Below are 11,866 nucleotides of genomic sequence, written 5' to 3' on the forward strand. Positions count from 1 at the left end.
CTGGCTCATTATCAAGGCTAGCACTGTGCGATTTAGCGAACTTCTAACCCAAGGTTGTATTGCGCAAGGCAGCGACCGACATAACTAATCTTTAGTAATGCAGCCACTAAGATCGTGCTGATGTGTGCGACAATTTGAATTGGCAGTGAGAAGTGATCGGCCATCGGATAAGCAACAATAATACTGAGTAGCATAAGCAAGGCGGTGGTTGCTAGACTGAAGTTTGAAACAGAAAGTAGCGTTTGAAAGCGTTGAGTCATCGTCTTCATATTGAATTCCTAATTGCTATTAATAATTATGATACTCGTTATCAATAGCAATTAGCGTTCCAGTTTTATTTTAATTATTAAATCAATTGGTTAAAGTATCCTACTAATTATTTGAGTCATAATGACTTAGATAATTATCAAGTCTTTATGACACTATCGAGTATTTACCACTGTCTGAATCCGCAAGTATCGATGTGGAATCGAACACCAGAATACAACCCCAGCCCAACGTTATTTTTTTGCCCAAATTCAGCATGAATCTTTTTAAGTTTCACGTGTAGATCTTCGCGAGTAATATCATTCGCAGGCACTAAGTCTAAGGCGCAGAATTCCAAGTGTTTACTTCGCAGTGCGCCGCCAGCTTGTTGATTGTAAATATTGGTTCGCTCTCCGGACACAGGGATAACAACGCCAATTTCAGGCTCAATATATTGTTGTATGTACTTAAGGGTATTGATCATGTTTGGCACATGTTTCTTATTGGGAAGGGTAAACAGGGTCGTATTACTCATTGCCCAATCCGTGCCTTGCAACAAGACTAAATGCAGAGGCATGCTCTGAGTGATGCCGCTGTCTTTGAGTTGTTGACCGATCGCTTTGACTTGATCTTGGGCGTGGTTAAGGAGCATCCAACCTCGAAATGCTGATCGGGTCGGAACCTTGTAGCCATGAACATCGACCACGAGATCGTCATAAGTGATTTCGGTCTCTTCGGTATAAAGTTTCTCAAATTTTTCAGGGTAAGGTTGTGTCGTTGATAACGCCAAGGTAATCAGAATACTTCCGTACATAAAGTCTCTCCATCGCTAGTGTACACTCGTTATTTAGTTTGATACTGCTGTTGAGTTTCATTCATTTTGCTTAGGTACGCTTAAGTCTAGACGGTTAGGTTTAGATGCTTAGGTCTAGATGCTTAAGTATAGACGCTGGAGTTTAGGTACAAAAAAACCCACTACTAAGAGTGGGTTACTAACATTGTTACAAGTAAATTAGCGAGGTTAGATTACTTCTTACCTTGAGTTTGCTTGTCTTCTTCTGTTAGTTCACGAATGCGGCGGCTGATGTCGCGACGAGCTTTAGAGATCTCTGCACTCTTGATGATGTGATCATCAACGCGGTCTTCGTAGTCAGCTTTCATGTTTTTGATAATGCCTAAGATCTCGTCGTGAGTCATCTCTGGCTTGATGTAATCAAGTAGGTTATCAAGAAGGTCGACACGCTTGCGGTTGTCGCGAACTTTCTTTTCGTTGTCTAAAAGTTCACGCTTAAGTTTGTTCTTACGTCGTGCTTGGTTAACAATTTCAAATACGCTGCTCATAGATTCCTTTTCCTAATCGTCAAATACGTTGTCTGGTTCTGATTAAAGCACATCAGTTAGTGTTGTAACAGTCTTTAGATCAAAGCAAAAGTAAGGTTGTATAATTATTCGGCACTCTCGCTAAAGTGCGATTGTTTTTATCTAACTGTTCAAGTTAGTATCCAGTATAGACACGGCATTGATACGAAATGTGAAATGAATCAACAACAACTGGAAACAGAAGATTTGGGCGACGATGTCACTGAACCTTCGGCAGAGCAAAACAAGCTTCGTGATGCGTATGTACAAGAACGTACTTATTTGGAAGTCGTGGAAATAGAGCTAAATCGTTCTAAGATCATAATGATTGATGAACAAGGCAGAAAGAAACGAGTACCGATTTTGTCTGAGCATTAGCCATTACTGGCTGCATTGTTAAATGTTGAGATGGAATTATCAAAATAATAAAAAGGAAAAACGATGAACACAGTACTTTCCCCAATTGAAGCGAGAATTATCGGTTGCTTGATCGAGAAAGAAGTCACTACCCCGGATCATTACCCGTTAACGTTAAACAGCTTAACGACTGCATGTAACCAAAAGAGTAACCGTGAGCCAGTTCTCTCTCTGTCTGAGTCGGACGTTTTAGATGCGGTTGATGGTTTGATAGCTCGCCGCATGGTGAGTGATGAGAGCAGCTTCAATAGCCGTGTTAATAAGTATCAGCATCGTTTCTGTAATACTGAATTTGGGGATTTGCAATTTACAGAGCAAGAGCGCGCAATCATCTGCTGTATGCTGCTTCGTGGGGCGCAAACTCCTGGCGAACTGCGTACTCGTACTGGTCGTCTTGCTAATTTTAGTGATGTGAAAGAGGTTGAAGCGACACTCGATAAATTAGCCGTAAGAGAAGCGGGTGCTTTAGTCGTGAAGCTACCACGTGAAGCGGGTAAACGTGAATCACGCTACCAGCACTTATTGAGTGGTGAAGTGGATGTTGAAGCGTTTGCGACGGCATCGGTAAGTGCGACTGCACCCTCTGCGACAAGCGAAAAGTTTGAAGAGCTTGAATCAGAAGTCGCAAGCCTACGTGAAGAAGTGGCAGAGCTTAAGGCTCTGGTTGAATCACTGCTTTAGATGTCTGAGTCTGATAAAAATGCGGATTGGGTCGTGTACTTAATCCGCAATCGTCACAATGCCCTTTATTGTGGCGTGACGAATAATTTAGAGCGTCGATTTGAACAACATCAAACGGGTAAAGGTGCCAAAGCGTTAAAAGGTAAAGGCCCACTTAAGCTAGTTTGGAGTTTTGGTGTTGGATCAAAAAGTGAGGCGTTGAAAACCGAATACGCGATCAAACAACTACCAAAATCTCGCAAAGAAAAATTGGTATCACTCAAACTAATTATTGAGTGGCAACAAGACAGAATTCAATATATCGAAGTCTCATAATTCATAGCTAAAATGTTTGTTATTGATTAAATATTAATAATGTAATGGACTATAATAAATCAATGTAAGCTCATGAATTTTAACGATAATTACTCTTTCTGCGAATGGGCTTAAATCATCATTGAACTCGTTGTTCTTAATCTCCATTCCAAATTAACATATTGCTCATTTAGAATGTCGTTCTAATTAGTGTTAGACGCTATCATTTATCATCGTTGTCCTACATAATATCTTTCAGCCATACAAAGAGATGGTGTCATGCTAGGTTAAAAAATGAGCCAAAGTAGCTCATATAAAACGAGAAAAATATGAAACGTTTACTGATGTTGTTTGGACTTGCCGTATTTTCTGCGTCCGCTCTCTCCCATGGTACTCATGTCCTCAATGGGTACTGGGAATACCAAGATTATCTTTCCAAGTTTCCAGAGCAAAAAGCACTGACCGATAAAATGGTTGAAGCTGTGCAAAATCACCCTGTGCCATTGAGACGATCTCAGAATGAGCCTATTACGATCTCAGTGGTGTATCCGGGTCAACAGATCTCCGACTACTGGGTTCGTAACATTCAAGCTTTTGAGAAACGCCTCGATAAGTTGAGAATCAACTATCAAATAAATCAGGTGTTTACCCGGGTTAATGCCGATCTCACGCAAACAAGCATTTCATTGCAAGAAGCGATAGAGAACAAAACGGATTACTTGATTTTCACATTAGACACGACGCGCCACCGTAAGTTTATTGAGCACGTGTTGAGCTCTACTGACACCAAACTCATTCTGCAAAACATCACAACACCAGTGCGTGCTTGGGCTGATAGACAGCCGTTCATGTATGTGGGATTTGATCATGCGACAGGCAGTTTAAAATTGGCAAATTACTTTAAAGAAGTGAGCAAACCAGACAGCAAATATTCTGTGTTATATCGCTCAGAGGGCTACATCAGTGATGCTCGTGGAGATACCTTTATCCATGATGTGAACACCGATACGAACTTTGATCTTAAGTCTTCGTTTTACACGAAATCAGACAAAGAGAGTGGTTACCAAGCGGCTAAAATCAGCATTGCGAACGATAAGGACCTAGACTTTATCTATGCATGTGCAACCGATGTCGCTCTGGGCGCTGCGGAAGCCATTCGTGAATCTGGTCGAGATATCTTAGTTAATGGCTGGGGAGGCGGGTCCGCTGAACTGGAAGCCATTGCAAAGGGCGATTTAGATGTCACAGTCATGCGTATGAATGACGATACCGGTATCGCTATGGCAGAGGCGATCAAGTGGGACCTAGCTGGATTGGAAGTTCCTACGGTTTACTCTGGTGAGTTTGAAGTTGTGACCAAAGATGATTCACCAGAACGTATTTCAGAACTTAAGCAGCGAGCATTTAGGTATTCAGGTCAATAATGAAGAAAAGCTACGCCAGTACACCTAGGAACACCTTAGCTAAACTCATTACGCGTATCATTATTTTAGTGATAGGCGTGATGGCACTTGGCGTACTTATTCATAATTATGAAACCAGCAGTAATATCGTAAAGCAAGAGACGAATCGAACGGTCCAGCAAACCTCTAGCCTGATCCAAAATATGTTTGATTACCGTTTGTCGGTGCTGCAAATCCATCAAGACAGTAGCTCACACAGTGAAACACTCAGAGAGTACTTTGATACCCACAATGAAGAGGCTCTGAGCTATTTCTTTTTTGGTGTTGACCAAAGAGAGCCGGATCATGCGCCGGATCTTCGTTTTGTTTCTACTCATGACGGTTTGGCCTGGGAAGATGGCAACGGTCAGTTTTATGGATTGGACTCGTCCAACTTAAAACATATCTCTGATGAGGTTTCATTTAGTAGTAACTGGCATTTCATTAAAGTGATAACCGATATTGGTAAGCGTCATTTGTTGGCTCGCCGAACCCCTATTGTGGATAACAAAACAGGGGAGGTTCTTGGTCAGCTCTATATCGCGATCGTACTTGATAACAATTTCTCTCTGGCTGAGTCTATTCAGAAGGGCAGCAACTGCGAAAATATTGTTATCGAAGCGCACGGAACACCGGTTACGTCGACATTCAGTGGCGATGAAAGTTACACAATAACGGACATCCTCAACTACAAAATGTACGAGCAACTGCCTCGTCATTTCGTCACCATCGCGACCATTAAGATCAATGCCGTTGAAACGCCCCTTACCATTCGAGCTGTCCAAAAGAACACTAACTTCATTGCCTTAGAAGAGAACTATGAGCGTGCGATCATTGTTGTGATTGTGGTGATCATATTGATGTCTTTCTTTGCGAGAGCTTGGATTCAAAGAAAGGTGGCGGCTGAACTCGATAAGTTGATGGACTTTACTCGCTCAGCAAGTGACGGCGAAGAGTACAACAAGTTCGATGGCTCCAACATTTTCGAGTTTCATCATATTGGTTGCACCCTTGAGGATACTTTTGAACGTTTATCTGAACAGAACCAAAAATTCCAAGATCTCTTTAACTTTGCTCATTCACCTATCTTGGTTTGGTCTGATAAAGGTGACTTAATTCAGATGAACCCCGCTGCTCGTATGGCGCTATTTGACGCCGATGATAACTACGGAGCGGTGGCTCAAGAGTTTGAGCATCGCATGCTACCGAATATCCATATGGTGGTTCAAGGTTCAAAGCTGACGGGCATTAACGTACCAATTGGTGAAAAGGTGTTTCGTTGGAACATGTCAGCAATTCGTGTGGAACACGGCATTACCGGTGTAGTGGTACAAGGCCAAGATATTACTAAGCTTATCGAGGCGGAACGGCAGGCTGATCGAGCAAGAGAAGAAGCTGAGCACCTTGCGAATGTGCGGGCTGATTTCCTCGCAAAGATGAGCCATGAGATTCGTACACCGCTTAACGGTATTCTTGGTGTTTCTCAATTACTGAAGCGCTCTATACACAGTGAAGATAACCGTGAACAGGTGGATGTACTTTGTAATAGTGCGGAACATTTGCTGGCGGTACTTAACGATATTTTGGACTTCTCAAAGATAGAGCAGGGGCAGTTCAATATTCAAAAGAAAGACTTCCGCTTGGGGGAACTGGTTAATACATTAGACAGTATCTATCGTCCGCTTTGTGGCGATAAATCGATCGCATTTACTATTGTGAATCACTTGGCTGATGACATTGAAATAAACACCGACCAAGTGCGCCTGAATCAAATCATGTTTAACTTGGTGAGTAACGCTCTTAAGTTCACTCACCAAGGCGGTATTTCCGTTAGTTTTGAGCTCGAAAGTATCTTTAACTCAGACCATGCGAGTTTGATCGTTCGAGTGAAAGATACCGGTATTGGTATTGATGAAAGCAAGATTGACGCTGTGTTTGAACCCTTTGTTCAAGCAGAAGAGACCACGACTCGTGAATATGGTGGGACAGGGTTGGGCCTAACGATTGTAAAAAATCTGGTCGATATGCTGGAAGGGGACATTCAAGTCCGCAGTGAGATAAATCAAGGTTCGGAGTTCATTATAGAAATTCCAGTGGAAGTGCACACTAAGCCGCTATTGGACGTGAAGCAACAAGCTGATATCGAACCAGAGGCGCTGTTTAGCCGATCTTTGAACGTATTGCTGGTGGAAGACAATCACACCAACGCCTTTATTGCGCAGGCTTTCTGCAAAAAATATGGCATGGTGGTGACATGGGCAAAAGACGGTTTAGAAGCGCTAGAAATGGCTAAGGCGACAACCTATGATCTTATTTTGATGGATAACCAACTTCCCAACCTTGGTGGCGTTGAAACGACTCAGCAACTTAGGAATGATATTGGCGTTACAGCCCCGATTTATGCGTGTACCGCTGATGCTCAAGCGTCGACAAGAGACAGCTTTATGGCTGCTGGGGCTAATTACGTGATTGTAAAACCCATTAAAGAAGAGTCGCTACACCAAGCATTTGTTCATTTTAAAAACTCACATTGGGATGTAACGAACTACTGATCTAAACCTTTGAAAGTGCGATAGAACAAGTGTTGTGAATAAACTTTACTTGAACACGCATTTATACAAAGCCGGCAACAAAGGCTTGCTCCAACAGCAGCGTTTTTAACTCGTCACTCATATCTAGGTGTTCAGGGAACTGAATGCCTAATAGCCAACCTTGGCCTTGTCTTTTTTTACTCACTACGTTGTAGACCAGTTCGTTATCTAAGTACTCACTTAAGACAGAGTTTACTTGTATCTTCCAACCGACATCGATATCTGATTGCTGGGTAATATAGACGCCACAGCCTGAGACTGAAAAATCGACCAGAGTGGCATCTAATGACAAAGTATCAAAGGTAACTTCACAGCTGAGTCGTACCTTATATCTTTCGTGTTCACGGATAGGCTTGGTCGCAAAGCTTGAAGGCGGACGAAGGAAAATAAGGTGTGCTGGCGAGGTGATATGAGCCAGTACGTTGGTTTTAAACGCGACAATGTGTCCAAGTTCGGTGTCGGTGATGGCACGAACAATAATATCCACGTTGATGAGTTTTCTGAGCGTCAGTGCTTCTGTCGCTTTTTGTGACAGCTCAAGGACAAGGTATTGTTCTTCTTTGTGTCCGATATAGAGTGTAGTGATCTGGATCGAGTCGTCTGGGCCAAATTCTAATACACCTGCTGTTTTTGTACCGGGTTTGAGGTATCTAAACAGTTCTAAGTTTTTATCTTTATGCATATTCGTTACTGAACAATGTTAATCGTCTGATAAAATAATATAACGTCCTGATAAAACTATGTCATTAGTTTCATTGAGGTAATTTGCAGTATTCGTTCAAAAAGTGAATCGCTGTCCCAAGTAAACAACGGCTTACTCTTGTCGTAAAACAAGATACACTGCTGACAGATATATACTTGATGGAGAAATAGTAAATGGAACTGGAAACCTTATTAAATACTCTGGCTGAAACCCCAGAAAGCGTGCAATTTGAAGATACAATGCATGTGATCGAAGCTCACTATGTTTTTGCGGAGAGTGAATTTCGCAATGGTGAAGTGGTGAATACCGCAGGGCAGAATAATGGTTCGTGTAAAATTTTTGCTTTTGGTTTAGAGCAAGGTTTATCTGCGGAGCAAACACTTGCTTGTTTTGGTCAATTTTATCGTAACGACGTGCTAGGTTTTCCAGAGAACACCGACCATCAAAATATTCGTAACTTCATGGTTCATGGTTGGAACGGTATACAGTTTTCTCAGCCTGCGCTGGTTGCAAAAACGAAGTAGGCACTAACCAAATAAATCTCAGTATTTTGAAGCGAGAAGCAATCTCTCGCTTTTTTGTCTATGTTGACCCGGTACGTAACCTACTGAATAGGCAGTTCAGACAAGCATTTACGGCACAGACATACTCCAGCTTTTGGAATATCGCTAGTATCACGCTTTTCTAGTTCAAAACACCAACACGTCTCTTTACCCGCACTGATATCGCATTGAGCTGGCTCATTACACTGCGGACATTGGTGAGTCGAACTAACACCAGTAAGATTATCCATAACCGACGTTTGCTCTTCTTCAGATAAGCCTTTCCAGCCTATAATTTCATCCATTGTTCGAAAGCAGCCACTGCACATTCCGCCATTATTTTTACAAGCCGCTCGGCAAGGTGTTTTCATTTATCTAACCTGTGATTCATTTGGGCTGAAATGTAGCATATTTGTTTGCCTATTAAGAGCCGTTAGGCTAAGAAATCACTCAGTTAAATTTAGAAATGACCTCGTAATTTTTAGGCTTTTCATGTAGCATCTCGCCCCTTTTGTTGAGTGGGGGATATTATGTTTATTGGATTTGATTATGGAACAGCGAACTGTTCTGTCGCGGCAATGGTTGATGGAAAACCAAGCCTGTTACCACTAGAAGGTAACAATCACTATATTCCCTCAACCGTGTTTGCGCCTACTCGTGAGAGTGTTTCCGAACATCTATTTCGCCATTTGAATATCAAACCGAGTGATGCGGTTGGTGAGCAAGTGTTACGACGTGCTATTGCTTTGAATCGAGAAGAGAGTATCGATTTGGTGCCAGAAGATATGGCGTTTGGTCAGGCGGCGTTGGATCTTTACTTAGAAGACCCTCGCGATGTTTATTACGTAAAATCCCCTAAGTCTTTTCTTGGCGCAAGCGGGTTGCATGATGTTCAGGTGAGTTTCTTCGAAGATTTAGTGTGCGCCATGATGGCAAATATTAAACACCAAGCAGAACTCACGACTCAAGAGCAGATCAAACAAGCTGTTATCGGTCGACCAATTAACTTCCACGGTCGAGGTGGTGAAGAAGCAAACCGACAAGCTGAAGACATACTCTCACGCGCAGCTAAGCGTGCAGGCTTCCTTGATATCGCTTTTCAATTTGAACCAGTAGCCGCAGGCCTTGATTACGAAAGTACCCTGACTGAAAACCAAACGGTATTGGTTGTGGATATTGGCGGTGGTACCACCGATTGCTCATTGCTAGAAATGGGGCCAACTTGGTCGGGTAAAGCGGACCGAACCCAGAGTTTGTTAGCTCACAGCGGTCAAAGGGTAGGGGGTAATGACCTTGATATCTACCTTGCCTTCAAACAATTGATGTCACCTTTTGGTATGGGCAGCAAAGGCATTTCGGGTATCGATATGCCACTGACTCAATTCTGGAATCCAATTGCGATCAATAATGTCGAAGCTCAAAAGAACTTCTATTCTCGCGAAAACCTAGCGGCCTTGAAGTTACTTCGTAAAGAAGCTTCAGACCCTCAAAAGCTAGAGCGTTTGATGAGGGTTTATCATGACACTCTAGGCTATAGCATTGTACGCAGAGCGGAAGAAGCCAAAATTGCACTAGCAGAATCTTCTCAATATCGAGCCGTGATTAATGTTGCTTCTGAATTGGTCGAAGTGGACATTTCCGTTGAACAGATGGTGGAAGCTATTGAATCGCCAAAGTCTAAGATGATTGAGTTGGTTAAAGAAGCCATGCAACAAGGCCAGAAAAAGCCAGACGTAATTTACATGACGGGTGGTTCAGCTCGTTCACCTATACTTCGTGAAGCCGTACAACAAGCATTGCCGAACGTACCGATCGTGAGCGGTAACTACTTCGGTTCAGTAACCTCAGGTTTAGCTCGTTGGGCTGAGGTTTGCTTCAAATAAGAGTCCAATGATGAGTTATGAAGGGCAACCAGTCGCTGATTGGTTGCCCTTTTTTTGTGTTTTCTCTAGTGAAATTTGAATTGAGCAATTTTTTCTAGCTTAAATCGAGAATTGTTTCACAAAGCTAAATATTTCAACTCACTTCATGATGTTACAAAATGTTTCAATATCGAGGGTGTATCTCTCGATGGTCTGATGAGTGATTTTTCGATTTGATTTTTAATGCTTATTTGTTGACTATAAAATCAAAGATAGCCGAAGGTTTTGTCTAAAAAGATAAAAAAGATCACCAGTAATTATCTACTTATCTTGTTGTTTTAAGGTTATTTTTTTCTTTTTATAGTGAGATTTTTTTTATTTTATATATTTTAATGCAACTTTTTTGTCATTCGTATATTAGTGTTTGCCTACTTGTTAAATGCAGGTAACAACTTCTCCGTAAGCACGAGGTTGTTAGTGAATAACTCACCCAGTTACATAATGGATATGACAATGAATAAGAAACTTTTAGCGCTAGCAATTTCTGGTGCAGTATTTGGTACACAGGCAGTTGCTGTAGAACTTTACAACGAAGACGGCACAACATTCTCTGTTGGTGGTCACGTATCAGTTGCAGTTGGCGACGTAAACAGTGGCGATCGTCTTAATGAAGACGACATCGGTGTTGAGTCTGTATCTCCACGTATCAACTTCGGTGCAACTCACGATCTTGGCAACGGCTTCACTGCAGATGCTAAAGGTGAATGGGCGCTAAACATGCTTGACGGTGGTGATGAGTCATTCACAACTCGTCTTGGCTACGTTGGCCTTTCTCACGACGATTACGGTCGTGCAGCAGTTGGTACTCAATGGGCACCTTATTACAACGTTGCTGGCGTAGCAGATATGCCAATCGCATTCGCGAATGACTTCATCTACGAAGATCACGGTAACCTAGGTACTGGTCGTGGTGAGGAGATGGTGAGCTACGGCAATGCTATCGATTTCGGTAACGCAGGTTCTCTAAGCGCAGCTGTTGCATGGCAAGGTCGTAAAGCTGACGGTTTGAATGAATACGGCAACCGTGGTCAAATTGCTTTGAACTACGCTATTGCTGACGTTACTGCAAACTACGCTTACAACACTGGTGATGTTAAGTACGTTGGTGCTGGCTCACAAACTGCTGACTCTCACGTGTTGAGTGCAACTTACGGTTCATACGGCGCTGAAGGTCTTTACCTTGCTGGTGTTTACGCAATGAATAACTACATGAACTCTGGTAACGGCCAGATTCTTGAAGAGTCAGTTGCAGTTGAATTGCTAGCTTCTTACGCATTGTCTAACAGCCTTAACCTAAGCGTTAACTACGAAGCTGTAGAAGATGACAAGATGAGCGAAACAGTATTTGCTACAACTGCTCTACAAGCTGAATACAACTTCACATCTCAGTTCGTAGGCTTTGCTGGTTACCAGTTCGATCTACAAGGTTCTGGCGTGTACAAAGAAAAAGCTGACGACCAGTGGCTACTTGGTGCTCGTTACTACCTATAAGTCGCAGACTTATTTAGCATAGTGTTTACTCCTTAAGTTTACCTTTTAGGATACTGTCCTAGACACCATGCTAAGCCCTCTTGTAGTGGTCAACAAATTCCGGACACTGACTTAAGCCGATTTTCGGCATTTACTGGCGACAGCCCATCATTTGCTTGATGAGGCCGTTGCCGATTAT

Annotated in this window: 13 protein-coding genes; 8 read left to right on the top strand and 5 right to left on the bottom strand. The window is 42.5% G+C overall.

All coding sequences use genetic code 11. The features are described 5' to 3' along the window. Positions 1-32 precede the first annotated feature (32 nt). The 3 genes from AACR09_RS08370 to AACR09_RS08380 all read right to left on the bottom strand — a co-directional run bounded on the left by AACR09_RS08370 (position 33) and on the right by AACR09_RS08380 (position 1,587). Entirely contained in the window at positions 33-269 is a 237-nt protein-coding gene (locus AACR09_RS08370) for a hypothetical protein (RefSeq protein ID WP_004730045.1), read from the bottom strand. A 164-nt stretch (positions 270-433) separates the two neighbouring features. After that, positions 434-1,060, bottom strand: coding sequence for a D-Ala-D-Ala carboxypeptidase family metallohydrolase (locus AACR09_RS08375; protein WP_193834731.1), 627 nt, complete (start codon positions 1,058-1,060; stop codon positions 434-436). Positions 1,061-1,272: 212 nt separating this feature from the next. Beyond that, the gene (locus tag AACR09_RS08380; RefSeq protein WP_004730049.1) at positions 1,273-1,587 is read right to left on the bottom strand and encodes a DUF496 family protein; all 315 of its coding nucleotides are present in this window, start codon (positions 1,585-1,587) and stop codon (positions 1,273-1,275) included. 195 nt (positions 1,588-1,782) lie between these two features. Between AACR09_RS08380 and AACR09_RS08385 the strand changes: the two genes are divergently transcribed. From AACR09_RS08385 to luxQ, 5 genes are all read left to right on the top strand, one after another. Next, positions 1,783-1,983 (top strand): hypothetical protein, encoded by a 201-nt coding sequence (locus AACR09_RS08385; protein ID WP_004730052.1) that lies wholly within the window; start codon positions 1,783-1,785, stop codon positions 1,981-1,983. Between the two features lie 63 nt (positions 1,984-2,046). After that, the gene (locus tag AACR09_RS08390) at positions 2,047-2,703 is read left to right on the top strand and encodes a YceH family protein (protein WP_004730054.1); all 657 of its coding nucleotides are present in this window, start codon (positions 2,047-2,049) and stop codon (positions 2,701-2,703) included. After that, complete coding sequence (locus tag AACR09_RS08395) at positions 2,704-3,018, top strand: GIY-YIG nuclease family protein (RefSeq protein ID WP_004730056.1); 315 nt, start codon at positions 2,704-2,706, stop codon at positions 3,016-3,018. A gap of 308 nt (positions 3,019-3,326) precedes the next feature. Continuing rightward, complete coding sequence (locus AACR09_RS08400) at positions 3,327-4,421, top strand: autoinducer 2-binding periplasmic protein LuxP (RefSeq protein ID WP_102511792.1); 1,095 nt, start codon at positions 3,327-3,329, stop codon at positions 4,419-4,421. Then, complete coding sequence (gene luxQ, locus AACR09_RS08405) at positions 4,421-6,991, top strand: quorum-sensing autoinducer 2 sensor kinase/phosphatase LuxQ (protein WP_193834733.1); 2,571 nt, start codon at positions 4,421-4,423, stop codon at positions 6,989-6,991. Before AACR09_RS08400 ends, luxQ begins: the two co-directional genes overlap by 1 nt. 61 nt (positions 6,992-7,052) lie before the next feature. Here luxQ and AACR09_RS08410 read toward each other — a convergent pair whose 3' ends face one another. After that, on the bottom strand, positions 7,053-7,712 hold the full coding sequence (locus AACR09_RS08410; RefSeq protein WP_004730062.1) for a PilZ domain-containing protein: 660 nt from the start codon (positions 7,710-7,712) through the stop codon (positions 7,053-7,055). Between the two features lie 194 nt (positions 7,713-7,906). Here AACR09_RS08410 and AACR09_RS08415 point away from each other — a divergent pair, with 194 nt between their 5' ends. Next, on the top strand, positions 7,907-8,257 hold the full coding sequence (locus AACR09_RS08415; RefSeq protein ID WP_004730064.1) for a HopJ type III effector protein: 351 nt from the start codon (positions 7,907-7,909) through the stop codon (positions 8,255-8,257). A gap of 80 nt (positions 8,258-8,337) precedes the next feature. Here the strand turns inward: AACR09_RS08415 and AACR09_RS08420 are convergent, their stop codons facing one another. Continuing rightward, positions 8,338-8,646, bottom strand: a complete 309-nt coding sequence (locus tag AACR09_RS08420; RefSeq protein ID WP_017079638.1) for a DUF1289 domain-containing protein — start codon at positions 8,644-8,646, stop codon at positions 8,338-8,340. A 159-nt stretch (positions 8,647-8,805) separates the two neighbouring features. Between AACR09_RS08420 and yegD the strand changes: the two genes are divergently transcribed. Both yegD and AACR09_RS08430 read left to right on the top strand, forming a co-directional pair. Continuing rightward, positions 8,806-10,158, top strand: a complete 1,353-nt coding sequence (yegD, locus tag AACR09_RS08425) for a molecular chaperone (RefSeq protein WP_004730068.1) — start codon at positions 8,806-8,808, stop codon at positions 10,156-10,158. 492 nt (positions 10,159-10,650) lie between these two features. Further along, on the top strand, positions 10,651-11,688 hold the full coding sequence (locus AACR09_RS08430; protein WP_004730070.1) for a porin: 1,038 nt from the start codon (positions 10,651-10,653) through the stop codon (positions 11,686-11,688). Positions 11,689-11,866: the final 178 nt, after the last annotated feature.

Source organism: Vibrio sp. OPT20 (assembly GCF_963889365.1).
GTDB lineage: Bacteria > Pseudomonadota > Gammaproteobacteria > Enterobacterales > Vibrionaceae > Vibrio > Vibrio splendidus.

Bases quoted from the DNA above. Each gene is read 5' to 3' on its own strand.
- AACR09_RS08370 (WP_004730045.1), bottom strand. From the start codon at position 269: ATGAAGACGATGACTCAACGCTTTCAAACGCTACTTTCTGTTTCAAAC.
- AACR09_RS08375 (WP_193834731.1), bottom strand. From the start codon at position 1,060: ATGTACGGAAGTATTCTGATTACCTTGGCGTTATCAACGACACAACCT.
- AACR09_RS08380 (WP_004730049.1), bottom strand. From the start codon at position 1,587: ATGAGCAGCGTATTTGAAATTGTTAACCAAGCACGACGTAAGAACAAA.
- AACR09_RS08385 (WP_004730052.1), top strand. From the start codon at position 1,783: ATGAATCAACAACAACTGGAAACAGAAGATTTGGGCGACGATGTCACT.
- AACR09_RS08390 (WP_004730054.1), top strand. From the start codon at position 2,047: ATGAACACAGTACTTTCCCCAATTGAAGCGAGAATTATCGGTTGCTTG.
- AACR09_RS08395 (WP_004730056.1), top strand. From the start codon at position 2,704: ATGTCTGAGTCTGATAAAAATGCGGATTGGGTCGTGTACTTAATCCGC.
- AACR09_RS08400 (WP_102511792.1), top strand. From the start codon at position 3,327: ATGAAACGTTTACTGATGTTGTTTGGACTTGCCGTATTTTCTGCGTCC.
- luxQ (WP_193834733.1), top strand. From the start codon at position 4,421: ATGAAGAAAAGCTACGCCAGTACACCTAGGAACACCTTAGCTAAACTC.
- AACR09_RS08410 (WP_004730062.1), bottom strand. From the start codon at position 7,712: ATGCATAAAGATAAAAACTTAGAACTGTTTAGATACCTCAAACCCGGT.
- AACR09_RS08415 (WP_004730064.1), top strand. From the start codon at position 7,907: ATGGAACTGGAAACCTTATTAAATACTCTGGCTGAAACCCCAGAAAGC.
- AACR09_RS08420 (WP_017079638.1), bottom strand. From the start codon at position 8,646: ATGAAAACACCTTGCCGAGCGGCTTGTAAAAATAATGGCGGAATGTGC.
- yegD (WP_004730068.1), top strand. From the start codon at position 8,806: ATGTTTATTGGATTTGATTATGGAACAGCGAACTGTTCTGTCGCGGCA.
- AACR09_RS08430 (WP_004730070.1), top strand. From the start codon at position 10,651: ATGAATAAGAAACTTTTAGCGCTAGCAATTTCTGGTGCAGTATTTGGT.